At 58.7% G+C, this 24,041-nt stretch carries 19 protein-coding genes; 8 read left to right on the top strand and 11 right to left on the bottom strand.

Going from position 1 to position 24,041, the window contains the following annotated elements; translation table 11 throughout:
• Positions 1 to 24: 24 nt before the first annotated feature.
• The 5 genes from NKI39_RS27990 to NKI39_RS27970 form a co-directional block, all read right to left on the bottom strand.
• Positions 25 to 1,074 (bottom strand): class I SAM-dependent methyltransferase, encoded by a 1,050-nt coding sequence (locus NKI39_RS27990; RefSeq protein WP_352472463.1) that lies wholly within the window; start codon positions 1,072 to 1,074, stop codon positions 25 to 27.
• A 99-nt stretch (positions 1,075 to 1,173) separates the two neighbouring features.
• Positions 1,174 to 2,223, bottom strand: coding sequence for a glycosyltransferase family 2 protein (locus NKI39_RS27985; RefSeq protein ID WP_352472464.1), 1,050 nt, complete (start codon positions 2,221 to 2,223; stop codon positions 1,174 to 1,176).
• Complete coding sequence (locus tag NKI39_RS27980; RefSeq protein WP_352472465.1) at positions 2,220 to 3,470, bottom strand: oligosaccharide flippase family protein; 1,251 nt, start codon at positions 3,468 to 3,470, stop codon at positions 2,220 to 2,222. Before NKI39_RS27980 ends, NKI39_RS27985 begins: the two co-directional genes overlap by 4 nt.
• 460 nt (positions 3,471 to 3,930) lie before the next feature.
• Positions 3,931 to 5,034, bottom strand: coding sequence for an NAD-dependent epimerase (locus NKI39_RS27975; RefSeq protein ID WP_352472521.1), 1,104 nt, complete (start codon positions 5,032 to 5,034; stop codon positions 3,931 to 3,933).
• 279 nt (positions 5,035 to 5,313) lie between these two features.
• Positions 5,314 to 6,024, bottom strand: a complete 711-nt coding sequence (locus NKI39_RS27970; RefSeq protein WP_352472466.1) for a helix-turn-helix transcriptional regulator — start codon at positions 6,022 to 6,024, stop codon at positions 5,314 to 5,316.
• A 286-nt stretch (positions 6,025 to 6,310) separates the two neighbouring features.
• On the opposite strand from NKI39_RS27970, the gene NKI39_RS27965 reads away from it, so the two are divergent.
• A complete protein-coding gene (locus NKI39_RS27965) occupies positions 6,311 to 8,050 on the top strand; it encodes a PAS domain S-box protein (protein WP_352821425.1) in 1,740 nt (579 codons plus the stop codon).
• A gap of 183 nt (positions 8,051 to 8,233) precedes the next feature.
• Here NKI39_RS27965 and NKI39_RS27960 read toward each other — a convergent pair whose 3' ends face one another.
• Positions 8,234 to 8,911 carry a LuxR C-terminal-related transcriptional regulator gene (locus NKI39_RS27960; RefSeq protein ID WP_023675618.1) on the bottom strand — a complete coding sequence of 226 codons (678 nt, stop codon included), beginning with the start codon at positions 8,909 to 8,911 and terminating at the stop codon, positions 8,234 to 8,236.
• Positions 8,912 to 9,422: 511 nt separating this feature from the next.
• On the opposite strand from NKI39_RS27960, the gene NKI39_RS27955 reads away from it, so the two are divergent.
• From NKI39_RS27955 to NKI39_RS27930, 6 genes are all read left to right on the top strand, one after another.
• Positions 9,423 to 10,145 (top strand): nucleotidyltransferase family protein, encoded by a 723-nt coding sequence (locus tag NKI39_RS27955; RefSeq protein WP_023675619.1) that lies wholly within the window; start codon positions 9,423 to 9,425, stop codon positions 10,143 to 10,145.
• A gap of 53 nt (positions 10,146 to 10,198) precedes the next feature.
• The gene (locus tag NKI39_RS27950; protein ID WP_352472522.1) at positions 10,199 to 11,335 is read left to right on the top strand and encodes a DegT/DnrJ/EryC1/StrS family aminotransferase; all 1,137 of its coding nucleotides are present in this window, start codon (positions 10,199 to 10,201) and stop codon (positions 11,333 to 11,335) included.
• Entirely contained in the window at positions 11,332 to 12,006 is a 675-nt protein-coding gene (locus tag NKI39_RS27945) for a sugar transferase (protein ID WP_352541723.1), read from the top strand. Before NKI39_RS27950 ends, NKI39_RS27945 begins: the two co-directional genes overlap by 4 nt.
• A gap of 74 nt (positions 12,007 to 12,080) precedes the next feature.
• The gene (locus NKI39_RS27940) at positions 12,081 to 13,085 is read left to right on the top strand and encodes an SDR family NAD(P)-dependent oxidoreductase (RefSeq protein WP_352472469.1); all 1,005 of its coding nucleotides are present in this window, start codon (positions 12,081 to 12,083) and stop codon (positions 13,083 to 13,085) included.
• Complete coding sequence (locus NKI39_RS27935; protein WP_352835885.1) at positions 13,082 to 14,353, top strand: TolB-like translocation protein; 1,272 nt, start codon at positions 13,082 to 13,084, stop codon at positions 14,351 to 14,353. Before NKI39_RS27940 ends, NKI39_RS27935 begins: the two co-directional genes overlap by 4 nt.
• A complete protein-coding gene (locus NKI39_RS27930) occupies positions 14,340 to 15,602 on the top strand; it encodes a polysaccharide biosynthesis/export family protein (RefSeq protein ID WP_352835883.1) in 1,263 nt (420 codons plus the stop codon). The genes NKI39_RS27935 and NKI39_RS27930 overlap by 14 nt, the downstream gene beginning before the upstream one ends.
• Before the next feature lie 59 nt (positions 15,603 to 15,661).
• On the opposite strand, the gene NKI39_RS27925 is transcribed toward NKI39_RS27930, so the two are convergent.
• A complete protein-coding gene (locus NKI39_RS27925) occupies positions 15,662 to 16,960 on the bottom strand; it encodes an HlyD family type I secretion periplasmic adaptor subunit (RefSeq protein WP_352472472.1) in 1,299 nt (432 codons plus the stop codon).
• Between the two features lie 239 nt (positions 16,961 to 17,199).
• Complete coding sequence (locus NKI39_RS27920; RefSeq protein ID WP_352472473.1) at positions 17,200 to 18,951, bottom strand: type I secretion system permease/ATPase; 1,752 nt, start codon at positions 18,949 to 18,951, stop codon at positions 17,200 to 17,202.
• Positions 18,952 to 19,350: 399 nt separating this feature from the next.
• On the opposite strand from NKI39_RS27920, the gene NKI39_RS27915 reads away from it, so the two are divergent.
• Positions 19,351 to 20,043, top strand: a complete 693-nt coding sequence (locus NKI39_RS27915) for a N5-glutamine methyltransferase family protein (protein WP_352472474.1) — start codon at positions 19,351 to 19,353, stop codon at positions 20,041 to 20,043.
• Positions 20,044 to 20,142: 99 nt separating this feature from the next.
• Here NKI39_RS27915 and NKI39_RS27910 read toward each other — a convergent pair whose 3' ends face one another.
• Genes NKI39_RS27910 through asnB form a run of 3 tightly spaced genes read right to left on the bottom strand, consistent with a single transcriptional unit; the run spans position 20,143 to position 24,040 of the window.
• Positions 20,143 to 20,409, bottom strand: coding sequence for an acyl carrier protein (locus NKI39_RS27910; RefSeq protein ID WP_023675628.1), 267 nt, complete (start codon positions 20,407 to 20,409; stop codon positions 20,143 to 20,145).
• A 56-nt stretch (positions 20,410 to 20,465) separates the two neighbouring features.
• Positions 20,466 to 22,022, bottom strand: coding sequence for a class I adenylate-forming enzyme family protein (locus NKI39_RS27905; RefSeq protein ID WP_352835880.1), 1,557 nt, complete (start codon positions 22,020 to 22,022; stop codon positions 20,466 to 20,468).
• Positions 22,019 to 24,040, bottom strand: a complete 2,022-nt coding sequence (gene asnB, locus NKI39_RS27900; protein WP_352835877.1) for an asparagine synthase (glutamine-hydrolyzing) — start codon at positions 24,038 to 24,040, stop codon at positions 22,019 to 22,021. Before asnB ends, NKI39_RS27905 begins: the two co-directional genes overlap by 4 nt.
• Position 24,041: the final 1 nt, after the last annotated feature.

The following is a 24,041-nucleotide window of genomic DNA, read 5'->3' as shown; positions in this document are numbered from 1 at the left end:
AAATCACCCTTCACGCGGACCCGCTCATCGCTGCTTGGCTTGGCGATGAATCCGTAGCGCAGGTGACGAGACTTTGTCGATCTTTGCCCAGAGTGCGCTCCCCCCCATCGTCGATGCATTCCTGACCGCGTATGCCCATGCCGGCAACCGCGATGGTGAAATCGCAAGGGCAGTCAAACCTTGCGCAATCCGTTGCGCTTTGCTTCGCGGCAGGGCGCGCACGAACTCACTCACGCTACCTGGTTTCTCTCCCTTTCGGAAAAAGCTGTGGACGATGTCTTGTTTCAGGAATTTGGCGAGATTGAACGGCTCCCGCTCGCACTTGCTCAATTGCAAGCCGTGCCGCTGACATATGGCATCGAAGGCTTCTTTCGTCCATCGGCCGATGTGGTTTGGTGGCATGTCTATGAGCGAGCCATGGGACTCCATGTAGTAAGTTCTGTTTTCATTTGGCACGGCGATAAAGGCAGATCCTTGCGCCTTCAAAAGATATTTCAATCGAGCAAAAACGTCGTCCACTTGGTCCATATGCTCGAAGACTTGAAACATGAAAATAAAGTCGAAGGACTCTTTCATAGAATCGAAGCTGTCCATCCGAAAATCGCCTGAATAGGTCTTAAAGCCTTTCGACGCCAGTACAGACCTCGCCGTTTCGTTGTAGTCGACCGCAGAGATGTCGGAAACATGGAAGAATTTATTCTTGATGCGATCGAGAAAATATCCGAACCCAGACCCCACTTCGAGGGCAGTTTTTCCGCCAGTCTTCAGGCCCGCGAGCTCTTCGATAGTCCTTGAATATTCCCATTTCATGGTCGGATAGGAAGGGTACGCCCAGGCTAAGTTATAAAATTCAACGCCGCCAGCGACGAAGGGATCTGCAAAACCGAATCCGCAATCTGCGCATTTGCGGATATCGCATGTGTTGCTGCCCCAGAGATCCGACAGGTGGCTTGTTAATTTTCGAGAGCGATCGGGGTCCTGACGCGGATTGATGAAATGTCGAGAGGCCTCATCTGCTGTCACTTCGAACAATTTCGCGGTTGATACACTGGCACACGCCGGACAAATGGTCATCTCGCTTACCCCTAAAGGCCAGACCGAAGGAAAGCCGCCTTCGACGGTATATGATGCGCCCCAGCCCGCCCGCCGTCGCGCTCGACGATGCCGCCATGCTCAGAAGCTAAATCGTCTCAGGCTACGCAATCGACCCAGTCTCGGGCGGATCGCGAACACGTAAGTAAGAATGTGCTGGCTCGCTATTTTCATAACTGACGGGCGAAGAATTTGCATCGCATCTCGGATCGTCGCCCGCCAGGGTTGCTGGTGGAATCTGCTGGGAAGACGAGCAACCCGCAGCGCCCGTAACAGAGTCTCAGGGCAGGGAAGATGTTTACGATCCTCGATGAGGTTCCAGTTAAGCTCTTTGACGGCAAGCGTTACCTGATCGACCTCATCGAAACTCTTGGTTGTAGTGATGCTCGGGTGGTTCGTCGCGTCGTAGAAGATCAAGCCATCGTTTATCGCGACCATGTCTCCGTGGCAGGCCAGATCGACAAAGAACAGCTGGTCGACTCCAGCTGGGATTGAATTATGGGCGCGCATCAGGCAACCCGCGTGAATGACGTCGCGGTTGATCAAAAGCGTCGATGGGATGATCCCAAGGCTCCGCGTCGTGCGGACCAGATAGAGGTCCGTCAGGCATTGCTGGCTTGAGTAGACGGAAATTCGTTGCCGCCCCTGCGGTGGCAATCGGAATTTCATCCGATCGTCCTCAATTATATTGGCTGCACAGGTCATGAATGCAGCTGAGGGATGCTTGGTGGAAACCTCGGCAAAGGTCTTGAGTGCGCCCGGGGCGAGCCAGTCATCGTCATGGAGCAGCTTGATCCATTTTCCGGCGCAAGCGAGCATGGCATTGTTGGTATTCTCTACCTGACCGCGGCCCCGGCAGTTTTCGACAATTCGGATGCGAGGCTCGGTCCGCGCATACTCGGCCACGATTGCCCAAGTCGGTCCGTCCCGGCCCTCGTCGTCGCTGACGACCAACTCCCAACTGGAAAAATTCTGACTCAGAATGCTATCCATTGCCCGGCGGATCGTGTCCGGTCGGCGAAAGGTTGGGATTGCAACTGAAATGAAAGGGCGCAGTCGCGAAGCATCAGCGCGATGATGTTGGTCAACCACAGCGGTCGTTTGGAGCTGATCAAGCTGCGATTGTTTCATGGTGCTTTTCCCTCGAGATGATGACCTTGTTTTGGTATGGCAGCTCCCGCTGGTTTAATGGCATGGCTCAAAATATACAGAGAGGCCGCCGTTTTCAGTGCAAACCCGACGCCGCCGCCGGCCGCCATCAGATAAATGACCTTGAGTGGTTCCCAACCTGCCTCAGCACCGGCAAGAAGCGGACCAAACACCAGCGCCGTCCGCGCGCCGTCGACGAGAAGCCGTAGCTCCTGCCGGCGCAGGAGAGCTGGGACATCTTGAAGCGGCGTCGCCAACGCCTGCGCAGCCCCCATGAACGCCAGCGCGGTCATAATGTCTGCGGCGGGAACCCAGGGCGGGCCCAGCAGGGGGACGACAATATATGGTGCAGCCAGGCCAAGCGCCAATATTGGCAATGCAGTGAGGCAGGCTGAAAGCATCAAGAGGCCGCGTGCGGTGCCGAGCAGATGTCTGCGATCACTGTTTTTGTTCGCCTCGGAGACAAAAACATTGCTGAGCGGGGTGGCGATCAGCGTGACCGGCGCAGTCACCAGCCGCGCTGCCACTCCCAGGTAACCCGCAAAAGCGGCGCCAAACAGCGAACCAACAAGTATTGCGGGAAGATTGATAATGGCGAAACTCGCGAGAGCTGAGGGAATGTCAAATAACGGAAACTTGTATTCTCGCCTGGCGACGGCAAAGACGGTACGCCACGGCGCTCGGGCGACGCCGTGTAAGTCCTTCCAGCTCAGAATCCGAGAGCCGAGGAGTCCGATAAAAATGAATTGGCTCAGGATATGGGCATGTACCATCGACTCACCTCCGAAATGGGCGAGCCCAAAAATCAATTGCAGCAGGGCCATGGTCGCCGGCAAGATCAGCCGGCCGAGGGCGAAGTCTCGTAGCAGGCCTGCGCGCAGGCTCCAGCAGTTCATGGCTTCGACGAGACCTGCGCCCGCCATCCCAAGTGGAACGAGCCAGGCGAGGTGGCCGACCCGCGCTGGAGCGATGCTCGCCCACAGCAATCCTGCCGCAAAGGCGAGGACACTCGTCACCGACACAGCCAGGAGAATGAGCTTAACAGTCACATACGCCCGCGCATTGTCCTTGACACCATAGAGAGAGGCCTCGAAACGCAGTGCTGCGATCGCGCCGAGGATGTTTACGATCGAAAGATAAATCGTGAAGATCCCGAAATCTGCCGGGGAATAGAGCCGGGCCAAAACGGGAATAGCGGCGACGAGAGTCAACTGACCGGCAATCGCCATGGCCGAAACGCCTCCTGCCGCGCGCAGAATACTGCCGATCGGGCTTGGAGGAACACGGGTGATTATTTTCTCGACCGTAGGAACCGTCCTGGATCTCAGAAAGTAGCTTTGGGACATGAGCTCGCGATTCCGAGGAGGCAAAATGCGGTTGACCGGAGCTTACGATGGGGCCTGAACGTCACCATCATCCATCTGAATGACATCGTTCGGCGGAGCGGCGATGTAGCGAATTCTTTGTGCTCCGGGCGGGGCACAACTGCAGCTCTGAAATTGAGACCGCTCGTTGGACTTGCCCGCGATGAACTGATTTCTGCGGGGATCGCGCGGGCATCGATGCTCGGGAATGTCGTCGTCACGTTATGCGGTACCAACTGGATCTTTTGACCAGACCAGCAGCCGCGACAAGGATGGCCGACGCGTGGATTCGTCGCTCCGACAAGGCGCGGATTACACGGTGGGCTTACACATGCATTAACGTTTGTTGCTGTGTGCTGGCTGCGATGTTCGTTCCATGAAAGTCCCGGTACCATTCGACAAAGCGTTGCACTCCGTCCTCGAGCGTTGTCGCCGGGGCGAAGCCGACAGCGTTACGAAGATCACTCACGTCGGCGCGAGTCTCCAGAACGTCGCCCGGTGGTAGAGGCACTTCCACGCGAATCGCCCGGCAGCCAAGGGCGGTCTCGATGAGCGAAATCAGCCGGTTAATCTCCTCCGGCCGGTCGTTGCCAATATTATAGACGCGGTACGGTGCAGAACTTGTGGCGGGATCTGCGGTAAGAAAATCCCAACCCGGGTCGGGTCGCGGCGGTGCAGCGAGTGCTCGAACCACCCCCTCAGCGACGTCGTCGATATAGGTGAAGTCTCGCCACACGCGGCCGGCATTGGCTACTTCGATTGGTTTCCCCTCGATAATCAAACGCGTGAACATGTAGACTGCCATGTCGGGCCTGCCCCAGGGGCCATAAACGGTGAAGAAGCGCAGTCCGGTCACGGGCAAGCAGAATAAATGACTGTATGAATGCGCCATGAATTCGTTTGAACGCTTGGTTGCGGCGTACAGACTGACAGGATGGTCTGCGCCGTGATGCTCAGAAAACGGTGTGGTTCGATTTGAGCCGTAGACGGAGCTCGACGAAGCGTAGACGAGATGACTAACGCCGAAGTGCCGGCAGCCCTCAAGGACGTTGAGAAACGCCACTATGTTCGATTGCACATAGCAATGCGGGTCAGCAAGTGAATGACGCACGCCGGCCTGAGCCGCGAGATGGACAAAGTGTGAGGGGCGAAATTCTGAAAACAGCAACTGAACGCGGGCGGCATCCGCCAGATCAATTCGCATCGAAGTGAAGCCCGGCTCGGCACAGAGACGTGCAAACCGCGCTTCCTTGAGTCGTGGATCGTAGTAGGGGGTGAAATTGTCGACGCCGATGACTTCGGCACCCAGACGCAAAAGCCGCAAGGCGACGTGAAAACCAATGAAGCCTGCAGCACCGGTGACGACGATCGGTCCTATCGGGACGAGTTCCTTCACGGCGCGGTCTGACCGGGATCGGGCGGTTTCCATATTTTCCGCAGAAAGAACGGAACCACCGTTTAAATCATGATCCAATTTTTTGCCCCTTCGACGTCACTCGACAGTGTCGAATTGCCTATTCCGAGATCCCGGCCAATTGTGCCGGGATGTTATGTGCCGGGGCGTCGGCGTCGGCACAGGTGAGCAGGCGCCGGCCACGCGCTGCGCAACGTGACCTGCCAAGCTAGGTTGGAACGGCCTCCAGCACCGGTCGACCAAGCCCCGTCGCATGTGGATGCCGCCAACTAGACCCCAACAACTGCGCGGCCCTTACGGCAGGACCGAAATACGCCCAAGAAGGGCCACCAGTTCCGCCTGGCGTTTTGTTTCGGTCTTGGCGAACAGCGAGGCAAGCTGGGAACGGATCGTGGTGCGGCTGAGACGCCAGCTGCGAGCGATCTCCAAAGGTGCGTCGCCCTGGGCCAAGCGCAAGGCGAGGTGCGTTTCTGCGCTCGTCAAGCCAAACATTCTTTGCAGCGTCCGAGGATTTGGCCCCGACCTGTTGTCGCGATCCAGCAGCGCCACAATGCTTGTTCCGTCGGGAGCGATAACGCCGTTCTCGTTCAGTATCACCGGTCGGTCGCCCCTGCTGCGGATCACCACCCAAGACAATGAGCCCGGCAGGAATTGGCCCGGAACATTCGCGATCAGCCGCCTTAGGGCGGCCGTAAGTCCGCTCGCCGTGTCGGCCGCTTCGCCCTGGCGCTCAAGCGTGGTTTGGGCGGCTGCGTTCCACTCGACTACTTTTCTTTCGCGATTCAACACGAGATAGCCACAGCCAATGCGATCAAGCACGCCGGTTATGGATTCCAGACTGCGGCCTTTTGGTTCGCCGAACCTTGCGCCCAATGGATCCGATGCGCGATCGGGAAGGTGACCAGAAGAGGGCCGCGTATTCCGCGCTTCAAAATCATACTTGGTCCTCGTAACAATATACCGATTGTTCGAAGAAGCATCGACCTGTCTATCGATCAGATTCATTTTCTACCCCTAACCCAAAGTTTCACACGCCCGAAATAAGTATTCGGGATTCATGTAGTCTTCTATGTGTAGCTGGATTATAGTCTTCTATGCGCTGACGGATAATACGTTCATCATCACCTTGAAAACTTAATATGATCCGACAGTTCTAAGGCAGCTCTTAGGCCCCGCTGCGTCCGATAAAATGCGCGCTATGATAGCGGTATGGCAATCCGGCAGTGGTACTAAGCTGTACGTTTTTTGCTCTAGTCTCGACGGGCTAGTCAGAAGGTTGTAGTCTGTGTCCATGAGCTCGCAGTCGCGCAGGTCGAATTCGAACCCGTCGGGCAGATTGCTAACTCATATTGCGTCTGCATCGGTGTTAGCTGCCACACTGATATTTGAAATAAAATCGTCAGCCTATATTGGGCAAGGCGCAAGTTTTCTGGAATTTATTCCGGCTATTATTATTATCGCTTATCTCGAAGACCGCGTACCTGCGCTCGCTGCGACCATTCTGATGGTTGCTGTCGGGCTGTGGGCACGAGGACACGATCAGATTTCAAGTGGAGACTGGGCACGCGCAATCCTGCTTCTGGTTTCGGGTGGCGTGATTGCCATGACCTTCCATCGTCTGCGGCAGGACTTGCGTGAGTTGCTGGAAGTCGCGGAGGCCAGGCTCGCTGCCGTCGAGGCGACCGAAAGCCGCTATCGTTGGGCCTTCGAACGTGCTGCCATGGGATTCGCGAACACCAACAAGAAAGGTGAGTTGCTGCAGTCCAACAGACGCCTTTGTGAGATGACCGGGTACAGGGAGGAGGAGCTTGCCCAATTACAGCTTGATACGCTCGCCCATCCGAACGACCGGGATACCTTGGCGCAATTGCTGGCGAGGCTGGGCAATGACATTTCTTCGTTCGTTTCGGAGGTGCGTCTGTCACGAAAGGACGGTACGGCATTCTGGGCCAGGCTAACGCTTTCTTCGTCCGTGCCCGAGGGTGGCCTCTCGGAGAGCATCTTCGTGGTGGTCGACGATATTTCGGAACGACGCGCTGTTCACGAAGCGCTTCGGGCCCAGAAGGAATGGCTGGACCTCGCTCTGTCTGCTGGACGCTTGGCCACGTGGCGCATAGACCTTAAAGACGGGGTAGTCACGGGCTCGGACACGTTCTGGGACATTCTCGGCCTGGCCCAGGCCAATAGCCGCAGTTTGGAGGAGCTGTCAGCTGTCGTTCATCCGGCGGACTGGCCAAAGCTGGCGGCATCGAGAAAGGCCGCACCATCGGTCACGAATTACGATGTCGAGATACGCGTCCGCCGACCGGACGGACATATCCGCTGGGTTGCCCTGCGCGGAAGGGAGGAAAGACATGATGATGGTGGACAACGGCTTGGGGTGGCCGCCGACCTGAGCGAGAGACGACAAACCACGCTGCTGCGCGCCGCGGCAAAGAAGCGGGAGCGCATTATGCTCGAACAGCGTCACAGATTCGGCAACGTTTTCGCGGTGATCACGGCGCTCGTGAAAATGGTCGATGCTCCTGGAAACAATGTTGCCAAATACAAGGAAATGCTGATCGACCGGATACGCGCGCTTGAGGCAACCCATCTGCTTCTTTCACGCAACGGCAGCGTATCGGGGACGCTAAACGATCTCGTTGCGCAAGAATTGCAACCATATATGGGAACACGCGCCATATCGGTCGGCGGTCCTTCCGTGACGATGTCGGGAGGCGCCGCCGAGAGTTTTGCGATGATCGTTCACGAGCTTGCCACCAATTCCATGAAGTATGGAGCGCTTGGCGATCCAAAAGGCCGGATCGACGTAAGCTGGACGTTCGCACCTGAAGACACAGGCAGCGAGATCGGGTTCGAGTGGGTGGAATCGGGGCGGCGGCGGACCTCGAGCGTAGTCCGTCATGGCTTCGGTTCCATGATAATCGGAGTGGATGGAGCGCCGCTTGTCGGTCACTCTCCCAGGCTGGAAATATCGGACCAAGGGTTACGGTATTCGCTGCGGCTGTCACGCAAGGAAATCGGATTGTAGTGCAGTGCTCCAATCGCAAAGCAGATATCTAAAGGCGGGTCGCGCTGAGCGGCCTTTGAGATGCGCAGGGTTCCTTCCAAGAATGTCGTCGGCCCAAAGCTGCGCCGCGGCTTTGGGATATGCAGTAAAATGCATGAGGAGTCTTGCGACGCCGTTTGCACGTCCAAAAGGACGCGCGGCGCTCTAGCTGGCATGTCTCGAAAGCCAAGTCTTCAGCATAACGGCAGCCTCGGTCCGATTGCGTACCCCCAATTCACGCAGAACCGCAGCAGCGTGGATTTTCGTGGTCGCCTCCGCGATTTCCAGATCGCGCGCAATTTCCTTGTTTGAATAGCCTTCCGCCATCAGCTTGAGGACTTCCTTTTGCCTCGAAGTCAGCCTGCCAAGGTTGACGCCAGCGGTACGCCTCTGTGGGCCTTTGTCGTCGGAATGGGTATGCGCGTGGGTTGTTTGCGTCGCTCCCGGGCGTGACAGAAGCGCAGGAACATAGATGCGGCCGGAGAGGATTTCATTGACGGCCAAAACAACCTCTTCGTCGGTCTGCGATTTTACGATGTAGCCGTGAAGCCCGATCGACAGAGCTGTGAGTATTTCCGAGCGTGAATCGTTTCCGGAAACGATCGCAAATCGCGTGTCCGGATAGGCAGACAGGATCCCGCCGAGCACTTCTTGATTGAACAGGCCCGGCATATTCAGATCCAGGATCGCAAGATCCACGAACGACTGCTCTGCCAGCAAACTGAGCACCGCGTCGAAACAGGACGCTTCAAAGATCTCCACACCTGGAATGCCTGCGGTCAGTGCCAATCGCAAGCCGCGACGATACAAGCCGTGATCGTCGGCGATGACGATTCGATACATTGAACTACCCCAACGCCTATCTGAATGGATTGAACGGTAATGGCCTGAAAATCGTGGCCATCCACTCGTCGATTCATCCAGCCGACGCTGCGGCACCCCCAACACCGCAAACGCCAGATTTCTAATATAATCTTAAATGACGGGAAACGCTCCTCTTTTTTTGCCCCTTGTGAGCGAAACCCGCCGAACGTCGTCGAACATACGTTCTGACCTTTTGGACAGCTGACAGACCGGCCGGTCGTTCAGCAGTGCTATAGGCCTAAAGATATAGAACAGCAAAACGGCTGAATTGTTACCATTCGAATGCACGACGACATCCACCCTGACGGCCACATACCATCCAGATGCAATGTCCGGATCAGGGGACAGTGGAGTAATCTCACCGGTCTTCTACGGGAAATCTCACCGGTTCTTCTGAGGGGACAAGAACGCGTTTCCCGGGTGCTGACCAGGGCAGGATAGCCGGCCCGTGACGATGGCGTTCAGGCCGAATGAACAAGGGAGGACCAGGATGAAAGCGGTTATTCAATGTGGAGGAATGGGAACACGCCTCCGCCCCTTCACTTCGGTCTTGCCGAAGCCGCTCATGCCGATCGGCGCACGGCCGGTTCTCGAGATGCTTCTGAAATGGTTGCGACGCAACGGCATTCAGGAAGTTTATATTACAACCGGGTATCTCGGCCACTTGATCCGCACCGTGTGTGGAGATGGCTCGCAGTGGAACCTGAAAATTCGATATACGCAGGAGATGGAGCCGCTTGGCACCATCGGGCCACTGTCTTTGATCAGGGATGAACTGACGGAGCCATTCATCGTTCTCAATGGCGATGTCCTCACGGATCTAAGCCTCAGTCGATTTGTAGCAGCGCACCGTAAGCACACCGATCCAGTGACAATCGCAACAGCCTGTCGCCTGATCAAGATGGATTTCGGCGTCATCGACGAAGTCGACAATACCGTGCAGGTCTTTCGCGAGAAGCCGACGCTTTCGCATCTGGTCAGCATGGGAATTTACTGCATGAACCCGGATGTTCTGCAGTTTATCCCATCCGGCATACCCTTTGGGTTCGACGACCTGATGCTGCAGATGATGCAGAACGGCACAACCGTGCACGTGTACAAGCATGAGGGTCTCTGGCTCGATATCGGGCGCGTCGACGATTTTCAGAACGCACAGACCATTTCCTGGGAAGACCAGTCGGCCTCGATCGAGGTCACTGCGACGGCTGCATGATGATGATGAAGTCACGAGCCCGGTTCCCACAGTTATCAGTCTAGGAGGTTGTGATGCTCTTGGTCAGTGCCCCGATCTTGGGTGTGCCGGAGAAGACTGCTTTGACCAGGGTCATCGACAGCGGCTGGCTGACCATGGGGGAGCAGGTACGAGCCTTCGAACAAGCTTTTGCCGACGTTCATGATGCGGAGGATTGCGTCGCGGTCAGTTCTTGCACCGCAGCGCTTCATCTCATTTTGCACGCACTTGGCATCGGACCGGGCGACGAGGTGCTGGTGCCATCCTTGACGTTCGTGGCGACCGCAAATGCGGTCCTCTATGTCGGTGCGACGCCGGTTTTCGTCGACATCGAGTCAGCCGACGTGCCGCTGATGTCGATCGTGGAAGCCGAAGCGAAATGCACGGCCCGCACCAAGGCAATCATTCTCGTTCATTTCGCCGGCTACCTCGCCGATCGGGAACAATGGCAGAGGTTCGCCCGTGCCCGGGGGCTACACATCGTCGAGGACGCCGCGCATGCGCCGGGCTTGAAGGAGGTGGGGACATTTGGTGCCGCGGCCGCCTTCAGCTTCTACGGCAACAAGAACATGACCACGGCGGAAGGCGGGGCTGTGATCGCCAGGGATGCCGGTCTGCTCGAGACAATCCGCCAGGCGCGTGGACATGGGATGACCACCGGGACACGTCAAAGGCTGAACAGCCGCACCCCTCAGTATGATGTCACCATGCTCGGATTCAACTATCGCATGGACGAATTGCGGGCTGCGATCGGACTGGTCCAGCTGCAAAATCTGCAGGAGTGGAATGAGATCAGGCGTATCCTGGTCATGCTGTATCGTCGTCTCATAGCGAAGCATTGCCCAGCCGTGACCATCCCGTTCCACGAGCCGCGGACGTCGGCCTACCACATCATGCCTATCCTTTTGCCACGTTACGCCGACAGGCAAGACGTCATCGACGCACTGCGCGGGCAAGGGATACAAACCACTATCCACTACCCGCCGGTGCACCAGATGACGCTCTATCGTGAGCTCATTCCCGGTACTCACTTACCGCGCACTGAAGATTTCGCCCAGCGCGAACTGACTGTACCGCTGCATCCGCAGATCACCGCACCTTTGGTCGAAACGGTGGTGGTCGCTCTTGCCGCAGCGGTCAATAACTGCGCTCAGACAGGAACAGCCGCATGAATGCCCTGGACCTAGCCATTCACAGGCCTAACGGCTCGAGCGCCGCCCATGGGTCTGCGAGACGAGCAATCGATCTCGTCATTGCTGCAGCCGCGGCGATCGTCTTCGCCCCGCTGATGCTGCTGATTGCCGTGGCGCTGCTGCTGGAAGGCGGTCGGCCCATCTTCTTCGCACAGACCCGCGTCGGGGCCGGTGCTCGCCCATTCCGCATGTACAAGTTTCGCAAGTTCAGCGTGCAATGTGACCCCGGTGGCTTGGCTCTGACCATGGCCGATGACAGCCGCATGACACCGATAGGACGGTTCCTCGCGGTCACCAAGTTCGACGAACTGCCACAGCTTTGGAACGTCTTCAGAGGCGAGATGGCAATCATCGGGCCACGCCCGGAGAGCCTTGCCTTCGCCGATTGTTTTCGCGGGGGCTTCGAAGACATTTTACAATACAAGCCAGGCTTGCTGGGTCCAGCCCAGGTTCTCTTCCGGCATGAAGCCCGTTTCTATCCGCGATCGATGGACCCGCTACTGTTCTATCGCCAGGTTCTGTTTCCTGCCAAAGCCAGGCTCGACCTTTCCTATTATCCGCAGCGCACGATCGGGTCCGATGTTGTGTGGATGGTGCGCGGCTTGCTGGCGGTGCTTGGGGTGGTTTCGCCGTCGCCGATCGGAACTTGAGAGCAGGTGGAACACCCGCACTCTCGTGGATTTGCAAAGTCAGTGCCTCACGTCATAGGGGGAACGCTTGGGTCATGGCATACAAGGGCAGGAAAGTTCTGGTTACCGGTGCCGACGGATTCATCGGGTCGCATCTCACCGAAGCACTCGTCCGTAGCGGCGCGGACGTCACTGCGCTGGCTCTCTACAATTCCTTCGACAGCCACGGCTGGCTGGACGATTTGCCGGACACCATTCGAAGCCAGTTGAACCTCATCCGCGGCGATGTTCGTGACAGCGCCTTCCTTAACCGGATCGTGCGTGGCCAGGCGGTCGTGTTTCATCTCGCCGCACTGATAGCTATCCCATATTCGTACGCCGCGGCCCAGTCCTATGTAGAAACGAACATCCTGGGCACGGTCAACGTCCTCGAAGCGGCGCGCCAATGGGATACGGAGCGTGTGGTGCACACCTCGACAAGCGAGGTTTATGGCACCGCGCTGACAATGCCTATCAGCGAATCGCACCCGTTGCAGGGACAGTCACCATATTCGGCATCCAAGATCGGCGCGGACATGATGGCGGAGTCCTACGCCAGATCGTTCGACATCCCTGTGGTTATCATGCGGCCCTTCAATACGTACGGCCCGCGCCAGAGTGAGCGGGCCATAGTACCGACCATTATACGCCAGGCTCTCGACAAGAAATGCCCGGCGATCATGGTGGGAGACACAAGCCCGATCCGCGATCTTACTTTCGTGGAAGACACCGCGGCGGCGTTTTTGACCGCAGGTTCCGCCGAGCTCGAATTTGGCCATGCCTACAATGCCGGAAGCCAGCGCGCCGTGACGATCTCGGACATATTGGATCTGGTGATCGAGTTGAGTGGCTGCAAGAAACCAATCCACCGGGACGAGCGCCGCCTGCGGCCGCAGAATTCCGAGGTGCGTGCCTTGCTGGCCGATTCTTCGCTCCTCGAAAGCAAGACTGGATGGCGTGCCCAGACCAGCCTGCGCGAAGGCCTGGAGCGGACCATCGGATGGTGGCAAGGGCGCCTCAGCGAAGGCCGGGTGCGACACGAGATGGGCTACATGACATGAGCTTTCGCCCGGGAGGATTGGCTCTGTTGATTGCGGCTGCCTTGTCGTTGGATTTGACCGTGGCAGGCAGTCGGCAAAGCAGCGCGTCGAGACAATTTGTTGCGCCAGTGACGATGGACTTGCCCGATTATCTCCAACCCGCGACCGACCCAGCCTTCGGGACAATTTTCATGCGCATTACCAAGCCTGGGGCCCTTGGGAATGGAGTCGTATGCGAGAAAAAATTCTGCAGCCACCGTTATTCCAGCGCCCAGGCCTGGAATTCGGACCAGACTCTCCTCGTCATCACCAACGGCTGCAATGGCATGTGCTTTTTCGACGGGCAGACCTATGTCCCGCTCTTCCGTCGTGCTCGATCGGCTGAATGCGAATGGCATCCGCAAAATGCCGATCTGATGATCTGCGTTCAGGACCGGAAAATTTCGACCTGGGCGCCGCGGACCAATCGCGAAGACGTCCTGTTCGTTTCACCGAATTATCGTGATCTTCAGTTCGGGCCGTCCAAAGGCAATCCCAGCCGTGACGGCGATCGCATAGCAGTGCGCGCAATCCGTGGGGATGGCGCGATGGTTGTATTTGCCTATGATCTCAAGCAGCGCCGGAAATTTCCGGACATCGATCTTGCTCAGCTTGCCGGAACCGTCAGCGCCTGCTCGATCTCCCCGCTCGGTGCGAACATCCTGTGCTTTCAGAATGTGAACGAGGACACAGAGCAGCGGGCTATTTTCTCCGTCGACGGGACGTTGCGGCAGAGGTGGACTGACCATCATCGCCCCGGCCATGGCGATATGACGGTGGATAACGACGGCAGCGAAGTTTTCGTGGGCATCAGCAAGTCCGACCCTGACAAATATCACGTCATCAAAAGGAGGCTGGGCGACGGAAAGGTCACCTCACTTATGAAGTTTGGCGAAGCCGAGCATGCATCCCTGCGGGCATTGGACAGGCGCGGTTGGGTGTTCGTAAGCTATGGCGGCAAGCCGGAAGAGATATCTGCCAATCCCGACTGGGCGCCATATGCGCGAGAGGTGATCGCGCTTCGCCTCGACGGCAGCGGGGAGGTTCGACGCATCACGCAAACTCACAACGTCCCGTCCGATTACTGGAGCGAGACCCATGCCTCGCCATCCCCCGACGGCTCGCAGGTAATCTGGTCGAGCAACTGGGGCGTGCCTGGCGGGCCGGTCTACGAATTCGTCACCCGTCTCGATTGGCCGGAAGAGCCGCGGTCGAACCAGAAGGAGATTGCCGCCAATGGTCCTCGTTGATCGAATGCTTCTTGTCGTGTTCGGTATGCTGGCTGCCATGAATACGGCTGCTGCAGCGGAACCGCGGGTCGCCTATCGACTTTCTGCCGGCGACACCGTCGAGATTGGAATTGCCTCCATCCCGGAGCGAACGCAACGTGCGGTGGTCCAGATGGACGGCACGATCGCGCTTCCCGAAGTCGGGATGGTTTCGGTGGGGGGCTTAACTCCGGCTGAACTGCAAACGCGCATGCAGACGATCTTGCCGACCAAGATATTCCACCAGCGTCTGCCTGATGGGCGGGAGCAAATGATCGTCATCAAGCCGACAGACGTGACCGCCGTGGTTGCGGAGTACAGGCCGATCTATGTGACCGGCGACGTGCTCACTCCCGGACAGCAGGCCTACCGCCCGCTGATGACCGTGCGGCAGGCGATTGCCGTGTCAGGCGGTTTCAGCCTTTTGCGGTCCCGGGCAAACCAGGTTGGCCCGGATCCGGTGGATCTGCGGCGCGATTACGAGTCGCTTTGGGGGGAATATACGAGAGATTATTTTCATAGCGCCCGCATCCGCGCCGAACTTCAGGACAAACCGACTTTCGACATGCAGCCACCACAAGGATCTCCCTTGCCGGCAAGTTTTGCGTCGGCGATCGCGCAGGCTGAAGCGGAAGGGCTGAAGCTCTCGTTGGACAACTTCCGGCAAGAGCAGGGCTTTCTCGAAAAAAGTGGCAAGGATGCTGCTGCACAAACCGAGACCCTGCTCAAGCGCGAGCAGGCCGAAGCGGATGGAGTGAAGGCGGACGAAGACGAGCTGGCGCGCGTAAGGAAAGCGTTTGAGTCCGGAAATCTAACCAATACCCGGCTTGCCGATGTCCGGCGCGCTTTGGTTCTTTCTTCCAGCCGAGCACTCGAAACGTCGGTTGAGCTTATGAGAGCACGACGTCAGCAGGACGATTTTACCAGACAGCACGAACGCAATGTCAACCAAAGAAGGATGGGTCTGCTGACTGAGTTGAAGGATACCAACGTGCGTCTTGCCGACGTTAGCGCAAGACTTCGCGCCGCCAGCCAGAAGTTGCAGCCCACGGGAGCGGCCGCTCTGCCGTTGCCGGTTGCCGGCGAAACGATCCAGGCCGAGGTCACGATCATTCGCAAGGTCGGCGAAGAATGGCGAAAACAGCTTGCCCAAGAAGACACCGAGGTCATGCCGGGAGACACGATCGAGGTCAGATTCAGCAGCGCTCTCGAAAATGCGGCGACCCGATAGATCGGCTGCGCCCCGATCCAATCGGCCGCCGCACTGTCGGTTGAGTGTGGGCAACCGCTTTACTGCCTGAAAGCTCTGGAAAACTGGTCGGTGAGGGGCTTCATCAAGTAGGACCAGACACTGCGCTCGTCGGTTCTTATGTGGACTTCGGCGGGCATGCCCGGTTTGAGTATTTTCTCTCCTGTCAGGCACGTCGCTTCATTCTCGACGTCGATGCGCGCCGAAAAAAAGGAAAGCTGGCGTTGCTGATCCTTGATCAGATCCGCTGAGACGCGCTTGACCGAGCCTTCGCAAGCAGGTGTGGTGCCGGCGTCGAACGCTGGAAAGCGGATCGACACCTGCTGTCCGGGATGAATCTCGTCGATACGCGACGGAGGAATGGAAGCGTCGACGACAAGGTTGTCGGAATCGGGCACAATCATCATGAGCACCTCTCCCGCGCCAATCACGCCTCCTACGGTATGGACCGAGGATTCTTGTACTGTGCCCGATTGCGGGGCACGAATGTCTGTCCTGCTGAGTTCGTCTTCGGCCACCACCTTGCGCTCACTGAGCTCGGTCTGCTTGGCTTCCGTTTCGCGAAGTTCGTTGGTCACGTCGCTCCGCATTTGTTCGTCGAGCTGAAGCACCTGCAGGTCCGTTTCACTGATGTGAGCTTGGACCTCTGCTATCGCTGCGACAAGGCGTCCCGATTCGCCGCGAGCCCGGGTCTTGTCCAGGCTGACATTGCTCAACCTCTCCTTGGACACCAACTTCTTTGCGTAGAGAGATTCGACATCCGCAAGGTTCTTGGTCAGCAGATCCAGAGACTCGTCCGTTGCAGACTGCTGCGATTTGAGGCCATCGATCTGACGTTCCAGCTGCTTCGCGCGGCTTTGTAATTGTGCCTTCTGGCCAGCCAGCGCCGCAGCACGGCTTTCAAACAAGGCACGCTCGCCACTGACAAGTGCCGCCACTTGCGGGTCGCCCATTTGAGCGCGAAGGTCGGGCGGGGTCTGCATTTCCGGCAGACCCTGGCGCTCGGCCTCCAGTCGGGCCAGACGAATGGTGGCGCGATTGAGGTCCTCGGTGACTATCTGCAGGTTTGCTCGGGTCAATGTGTTGTCCAGCCTGACCAACACATCGCCGGCCTTCACATGATCGCCGTCCTGAGCGAAGATTCCGCCGATGGTGCCGCCGGTTTGATGCTGGACTTTTTTAATGTTGCTTTCGACCACCACGGTTGCGGGCGCAATCACCGCGCCGGCAATCTTGGTCAATCCCAACCAGAGCCCGCCGCCAAAGATCAACAGCAAGCTGGTTGCCAGGCCCAAGAGCAGATTGGCCCGGATGCCATCCGGCTCTGGCTTCGTCTCCAACGAACGGCCTTCGCCACCGGCTGCGACGTATGACACGGCAACAGCAGAGCGATACCTCGCATATGCCCGGCTGCACCCTTGTGCGGCGGAACGACAATGTGCTGCTAGGCTCCGGACCAGAGTACCCCAGGGTAGATTGGCTCGAATCCCATCCGGCTGCGGCTTCTGCCCGGTCGGCGGGCCTTCGCCGCCAACCGCAGCATATGACGACATGGTCACGTTAGACACTAAGCAATACCTCACGCATGCCCGCTTGCACCGTGCTGCAGCGGAACGACAATGTTTGGCTTGTCCGGGCGCGGGAAGGGCCGGACCACATTTGCCAGAACGTCTTCGCGCGAGCCGAACGAATGGAGCATCCCGTTCGACAGGACGAGTACCTGATCGATGTTGACGAGAGCGGAGGGGCGATGCGCAACGACGATCACGATACCGCCGCGCCGACGCACTGCCAGGATTGCGCCGGCCAAAGCAGCATCACCGTCTGCATCCAGATTGGAATTTGGTTCGTCAAGAACGACGAGGAATGGATCGCCGTAAAGTGCCCTGGCAAGCCCGACGAGCTGCCTCTGCCCAGCCGAAAGGGCCGCGCCGCCTTCTCCGATGCGTGTTTGAAAACCCTGCGGAAGACGCATGATCATCTTGTCCACGCCCGCGGCCTTGGCAGCTGCCAGCACGCCTTTTGCGTCGCTTTTACCGCCGAACCTCGAAATGTTGTCGGCGATCGTCCCGTCGAACAGCTCAACGTCCTGCGGCAGGTAGCCAATATGAATGCCGAGCAGTTCTGAGTTCCACTGATCGAGCGAGGCGCCGTCCAATCTTACCGTGCCACGAAGCGGCTTCCATGCGCCGACCAAAGCGCGCACGAGCGTGGTCTTGCCGGAGCCGCTCGGGCCGACGACCGCCAACCCTGCGCCTCTCGCCAAGCGGAAGCTTACATTGAAGATGGTGGGCTTCTGCAGGCTTGGTGGCGCGACGGTCAATTCCTCGACCGCAAGCTCAGCCTTCGGGCCGGGCAGTTCCATTGGCTCTTGCTGGCTATCAAAAGCATCCAGGGCTGCCGCCAGCTCGGAATAGCTTTTGCGGGTTGCCAGAAACCCTCTCCAGTTTGCGATCGCCACATCGACCGGTGCCAGCGAGCGGCCCAGCAATATGGACGATGCAATGATCACGCCGGGCGAGGCCTCGCCTCCGATCACAAGGTAGGCACCAAGCCCCAGCACACATGATTGCAGGGCCATTCGGAGCGTCTTCGACAGTGAGCTTGCTGCGCCGACGACGTCGGAGAGCCGTTCCTGGTTCTTCAGATAAAGATGACTGACCTCGTTCCAGCGCCGGCTAAGCGGGGCGGAAAGGCCCATCGCCTGAACAACCTCTGCGTTGCGGCGGCCGGAGTCGGCCAGAAGCCGCTGCGCTACGAGTGTCTCAGATGCACGAGCCGCTGGTTTGCGGCCGATGATCTCGGCAACCACCGTCAAAAACACAACGGCACATGCGCCGAGCGTTGCCAGCACGCCAAGCGCGGGGTGCAGCAGATAGATGACCACCATATAAAATGGTATCCAGGGAGCGTCGAACAAGACTGTCGGCCCGAGCCCGGAAAGAAAGCCACGTAGCTGGTCCAGATCACGAAGCGGGTGTACCCGGTTCGCATCCGGCCCGGCGACGAGGGGCAGGGAAAGCGAGGCTGCGAACGCTTTTTGCTGCAGATTTCTATGCAGGCGGCTGCCGATGCGGACCAACAGGCGAAGCCTCACGAAATCGAGGAGCCCATAGGCCGCGTAAAGTCCCAGCATCCCGACTGTAAATCCGATAAGAGTCGGCACGCTCTGCGAAGGCAGCACGCGGTCATAGACCTGGAGCATGTAGACGGAGCCGGTCAAGGCGAGGATATTTATCAATGCCGAGAAAACGCCTACGCCGACGAGGCCGTGCACACAGCCGAACATTGCGGAGCGGAGATCGAGCGAGCGCCCTTTGGTCGACTTCATGATGTGCGCTCGTTGACGCGAAATTGCCGCGCAATCTCGTCGATTCTTTCGATGAGGGACAAACTTTAACCTTCCGGGAAGCAGCAGCCCCGCCCCGCTGCTGAACATTACGAATTGCTTACATACGTGCCTTCTTTGATTAAAATGTAGCAAAATCGTGACGCCAGGCTGAGAATTCGGCAACTGGCTCGCCAGGCTGGGGATAACCGGGTCAGGTAAGGAGATATTCCTAATCATGACACCCGGCAGAAGCTTATGATCATCTTTGTAGCATCAAGGCTTCAAAGCGTCTGGCGACGGATGGGTTTTGATTTTGTCGATCGAGAGTTAAACGGTTTTGAGATACACTTCATCGGTACGTCGGCCACCAACGCCGGCTAAATCGGGGAGGCGAGTGTCGTGAGCGAAGAGATCAATGTTGCCGATGCCTACGGCAGGGGGCGCAGCACCTTCATGGGATTGCAGTTGCTGGTCTCGCCCGGTGCGCTTGTTCCTCGGCCGGAAACGGAACTGCTCGGCAAGGCCGCTCTCGATGTCCTGAGCCAACTGAACCTGCCGGTGCCTCGCGTTGTCGACATGTGCTGTGGGGCGGGCAATCTGGCGTGCGCCATCGCGCACCACGCTCCCACCGCGCGCGTGTGGGCAAGCGATCTTACCGACGGATGCGTGGAGGTCGCGCGCCGCAACGTCACCCATCTTAAAATCGAGGACCGGGTAACGGTGCTTCAGGGCGACTTGTTCAGCGCCTTCTCAGGCTTGGAGCTCGACGGCACTATCGACGTGATCGTTTGCAACCCGCCCTACATTTCGGAAAAACGGCTCGAGGGCGACCGTTCGCATCTGGTCGAGCTCGAGCCGCGTGAAGCATTCGCAGCCGGCCCCTACGGCCTGAGCATCCACATGCGGGTGCTCAAGGAGGCGCCGCGCTATTTGCGGCGCGGAGGCATCCTCCTTTTCGAAGTGGGGCTTGGCCAGGACCGGCAGGTCATGAGTTTGCTCGAGCGTTCCAAGGCCTATGAGAGTATCCGGGCAGTCACCAACCAGGCCGGTGAGGTCAGGGTGGTTGTGGGACATACGAGGGCGCAGGCGTAAGCATCGCAGCCGCGGCAGGTAGACGCGCTGTCGCGGCTAGAAACGGCCGGGAAGCTGAAACAGAGTTGCGCGAGATTTCGGAAATCAGTTTCTCTTGCGTCAGTTTCTCTTGCGCATGACGTATTGCGCAATTCCCTCGATGGAATCGAGATTCTCCGGCAGCAGCTCGCTGTCTTCGACCGTGATGCCGAAGGTCTCCTCGATGAAGCCGATAACCTCGAGCACACCCGTCGAGTCCACGATGCCCTGGTCGAGGAGCGAGGTGTCGCTCTCCAGGCTCTCGGGATCGGCTATATAGAAATTCGAGGCCAGGAAAGCGCGAATTTGTTCGCTGCAGGTATCGGTTCTATCCTTGGTAGATAACATTTATTTCGCCTCCGGTACAAAAGATGAATGCTGATCAACTTCGCCCTGGTACCGACTCATGACAGGGCCGTTTTTTTGAGCTTACCCGTGTCGGTCATCGGCAGACTGGGTACGATGACGATGGACTTCGGAACCATGAAGTTTTCCAGCCGTCTCTGGCACTCTTTCTGCAACTGCTTTTCACCGATCATGCTTCCCTGCTCCATCACGACAAATGCCTTCACTGCTTGCCCGAGCAGTTCGTCCGGAACGCCGATGACCGCGGCTTCCCGTACGCCCGCAATGTTCATCAACACGTTTTCTACCTCCTTCGGCGCTATCTTCTCTCCGCGCGATTTTATGATCTCGTCGCCGCGACCGACGAAGTAGAGGTAGCCCTCGGCGTCCATCCGGCAGTAGTCGCCGGTGTATAGGACCTGCTCACCCGGCAGCGGGCCGGGCTTGAGCTTCCTGGCTGTCGCCTCCGGTTTGCCCCAATAGCCCTTCATCACCGTCGCTCCGCGGATGACGAGCTGACCAACGATGCCGGGGCCGACCCGCCTGTCATGCTCGTCGACAATCCACATTTCCGTATTGGGGATGGCGATCCCGACGCTCGACGGCTTTCGCTCCAGATCCTCCGGCGGCAGGTAGGTGCAGCGCTTGCATTCGGTAAGGCCGTACATCGAATAGATGCGGGCGCCAGAAAACAGCTCTTGCAGCAGGAGAATGTGCTTGAGCGGCAGGGCGGCCGCAGTGTTCGTGACGTAGCGAATACTCGAAAAATCCTGATCCCTGAGAGACCTGAGCTCCCCGAGTGCGGCGAAGATGGTCGGTACGCCGGGAAAACCCGTCACCCTTTCTTGCTTGATCAGCCCAAGGATCTGCGCCGGGAAGGCGAATGAGCGCTCAAGCACCAGCCGGGCGCCCGCGCCGAATGCCATGATCATCTGGTAAAGACCGTAGTCGAAGGCGAGCGGCAGGACATTGAGGATCACCTCGTCTTCGGCAAGCGCCAGGTATGAGGAAATCGAGGCGCACGCGGCGATCATGTTTCGATGCGTCAGCATCACGCCCTTGGGCTCGCCCGTCGAGCCGGACGTATAAATGATCGCAGCGAGATCGATGTCGATGCAGCGGCGCCAGGGCGGCGTGCTGCCGGCTGCCGCGACCGCAGCGTCCCAGCGCACAGCATGCGGCAATTCTTGCAGGTCGCTGTGTTCGATCGGCCCGGAGACGATCATGCGGCGCAACGATGGGCAATTCCGCGCCGGCTCCCTGAAAATCGAGTGCAGGTGTTTGTCGGTGATCAGTGCCGTCGGGCGGCAATCGTTGAGCAGATAATCAAGCTTGTCGCTTTTGGTGAGCGGATTGACGATGCACACCACGGCGTTGGCCTTTAGCACCGCCCAGAACGCAATGACGGCCTCGACAGTGTTGTCGGCGAAGACCACCACGCGATCGCCACGCGCAATTCCGGCATCGGTCAAATGGTGCGCTATGGCGTTCGAACGCATATCGAGATCGCCATAAGTGACGCGTTGATTGCCGCACACCAGGGCCACCTTCTCGCCGAGCCGGCTGGCAGAGTGGGTGAGATAGTCGTGCAGGAGCGGTACGGCGCCATGCATCATGCGAGCACCTCTTCGCGGTGTTCGCGGTCGATATCGATGCTGAGCTTGAGCGTGCGGGCCCCACTTGGACGGCTCGCGATAAATTGCCGATGGAGAAGCTGCGTCGACAGCACTCCGACCAGCGCCATATTGTCGGAGTTGGACAGGTCGCCGCCGCCGGCGCTGGCCTGGCACTTGCTCAAGAGCCGGGTAACCGACTTGGGATCGAAGACGTTCGCTTCGCGCAGCGCCGCCTCCGAAAGTGCTTCGCGAATGTAGGCCGGAGCGCCATCTGCGACAAAGCAAAGCGCGTTGGGAGCCCGGTAAGGCTGCTTCTTGCGGGTGACGATTTCCGACGGCACGATCGGTTGCGCTACGCGCTTCAGCACATGCTTTTCATCGAGCACGCGCAGCTTGTAGGCGGCCGGAAGCGAATTCGCGAGTCTCACGAGTTCATGATCGAGGAACGGGAAGCGCCCCTCGACGGAATGAGCCATCAGCATTCTGTCCCCTTGTGAGGAAAGCAGGTATCCCGACATCAGCGTCTGAATCTCGATATACTGGTCCTGCGCAAGAGAGCCCCATCGCGAAAACTCCGGCGGCAGGCGGGCAAGCAGCTCGGACACGGCGTTATGGCGCTCCGTTTGGGCGCGCATGTCTGCCGAAAACAGCCGCTTGATGGCGCTTGTGGTTCGCCAGCGCGTGCCATGCGCAAAACCAGGCGCGTCACAGGCGTGGATGTCGCGCCCGAAGAACTGGCGTGCCATCGCCTGCTGCTGTACCGGCGAGCGGCTGAGATAGGGATAGAGGCGCTCCAGCAGCCGCGAGCGTCGCGTCGAGGCGGGCTGGCGTCCCCAGAAGCGGCGGACCTTGCCTTCGCGGAACAAATCGTAGCCGGCGAACATTTCGTCGGCCCCTTCGCCGGTCAGCACGACCTTGATGCCATGCTGGCGCACCAGTCTCGAGAGCAGGAACAGCGGCGCCGGCGCGGTCCTGAGGATTGGCCGCTCGGTGTGGTAGATCACCTCAGGGAAGATGCCAGCGATATCGCTGCGCGAAACAACCACCTCATGATGGTCACTGCCGGCCACGCCGGCAACCAGGCGCTGGAAATGCGTCTCATCATACTCGGCGTCGGCAAAACGCAGCGAGAAAGTCTGGAAGCGCTCGCCCGCGAAGCGTCTCCCCAGCGTGGCGACCAGCGAGCTGTCGAGCCCGCCGGACAAATAGCAGCCGACCGGCACGTCGGCGCGTACTATCCTGAGCGCCGTCGCGGCGTCCAGGGCGCTGCGCACTTCCTCCACCGCGTCATCAAGCGAGCCGGTGAATTCATCATCGCCGGGTCCGTCAACCTCTGGATAGTCAGGCTTCCAAAAAGCCCGCTCCCGGACGACGCCGCTGTCATAAATGCGGATATGCCCCGGCGTGAGTTCGCTTACTCCTCCAAACACGCCTTGTGGCGGCGCGACAGTCCAGAGTGTGAAAGTCTGATCGATGCCGGCTGGATCGAAGGCGCGGGGTATATCCGCATCGGCCGCGAAAATGGCCTTCACCTCGCTGGCGAAGTAAAGCCGCCCGCCATGCTCGCAAAAGTGCAGCGGGCAAATGCCGAACCGATCCCGAGACAAGACGAGACGAGCTGCCACGGAGTCCCAGATGGCGACTGCCCACTGCCCATTCATTCGCTCGAAGGCGGCCTCGCCCCACGCATGATAGGCATGGACGATGACCTCGGTGTCGCTGCGTGTGCGGAAGCAATAACCGAGCGCAACCAGATCTTGTCGCAGCTCGACGTAATTGAAGATTTCGCCGTTGAAGACGATCCACATTGTGTCGCCCGCGCCGGCGAGTGGCTGCTGGCCGCTTGCGAGATCGATGACGGACAGGCGGGCATGCGCCAATCCCGCACGTCTGTCCCGGTAAAGGCCGCGTTCGTCCGGGCCGCGATGCGCCAGCGCCCCCGCCATGCGTATCAGCGCATCCCGGGAAGGGGGCGCCGCTGCGGCGCTCAGCGACACAATTCCGGCGATGCCGCACATC

Source organism: Mesorhizobium sp. M0664, assembly GCF_040320565.1.
Taxonomy (GTDB): Bacteria; Pseudomonadota; Alphaproteobacteria; order Rhizobiales; family Rhizobiaceae; genus Mesorhizobium.
Note: the sequence above shows the minus strand (reverse complement) of the source record. Positions and strands in the feature narration are given on the sequence as shown.

Bases quoted from the DNA above. Each gene is read 5' to 3' on its own strand.
- NKI39_RS27965 (WP_352821425.1), top strand. From the start codon at position 6,311: ATGAGCTCGCAGTCGCGCAGGTCGAATTCGAACCCGTCGGGCAGATTG.
- NKI39_RS27960 (WP_023675618.1), bottom strand. From the start codon at position 8,911: ATGTATCGAATCGTCATCGCCGACGATCACGGCTTGTATCGTCGCGGC.
- NKI39_RS27955 (WP_023675619.1), top strand. From the start codon at position 9,423: ATGAAAGCGGTTATTCAATGTGGAGGAATGGGAACACGCCTCCGCCCC.
- asnB (WP_352835877.1), bottom strand. From the start codon at position 24,040: ATGTGCGGCATCGCCGGAATTGTGTCGCTGAGCGCCGCAGCGGCGCCC.
- NKI39_RS27945 (WP_352541723.1), top strand. From the start codon at position 11,332: ATGAATGCCCTGGACCTAGCCATTCACAGGCCTAACGGCTCGAGCGCC.
- NKI39_RS27935 (WP_352835885.1), top strand. From the start codon at position 13,082: ATGAGCTTTCGCCCGGGAGGATTGGCTCTGTTGATTGCGGCTGCCTTG.
- NKI39_RS27940 (WP_352472469.1), top strand. From the start codon at position 12,081: ATGGCATACAAGGGCAGGAAAGTTCTGGTTACCGGTGCCGACGGATTC.
- NKI39_RS27910 (WP_023675628.1), bottom strand. From the start codon at position 20,409: ATGTTATCTACCAAGGATAGAACCGATACCTGCAGCGAACAAATTCGC.
- NKI39_RS27905 (WP_352835880.1), bottom strand. From the start codon at position 22,022: ATGATGCATGGCGCCGTACCGCTCCTGCACGACTATCTCACCCACTCT.
- NKI39_RS27975 (WP_352472521.1), bottom strand. From the start codon at position 5,034: ATGGAAACCGCCCGATCCCGGTCAGACCGCGCCGTGAAGGAACTCGTC.
- NKI39_RS27930 (WP_352835883.1), top strand. From the start codon at position 14,340: ATGGTCCTCGTTGATCGAATGCTTCTTGTCGTGTTCGGTATGCTGGCT.
- NKI39_RS27970 (WP_352472466.1), bottom strand. From the start codon at position 6,024: ATGAATCTGATCGATAGACAGGTCGATGCTTCTTCGAACAATCGGTAT.
- NKI39_RS27950 (WP_352472522.1), top strand. From the start codon at position 10,199: ATGCTCTTGGTCAGTGCCCCGATCTTGGGTGTGCCGGAGAAGACTGCT.
- NKI39_RS27990 (WP_352472463.1), bottom strand. From the start codon at position 1,074: ATGACCATTTGTCCGGCGTGTGCCAGTGTATCAACCGCGAAATTGTTC.
- NKI39_RS27920 (WP_352472473.1), bottom strand. From the start codon at position 18,951: ATGAAGTCGACCAAAGGGCGCTCGCTCGATCTCCGCTCCGCAATGTTC.
- NKI39_RS27980 (WP_352472465.1), bottom strand. From the start codon at position 3,470: ATGGCGATTGCCGGTCAGTTGACTCTCGTCGCCGCTATTCCCGTTTTG.
- NKI39_RS27985 (WP_352472464.1), bottom strand. From the start codon at position 2,223: ATGAAACAATCGCAGCTTGATCAGCTCCAAACGACCGCTGTGGTTGAC.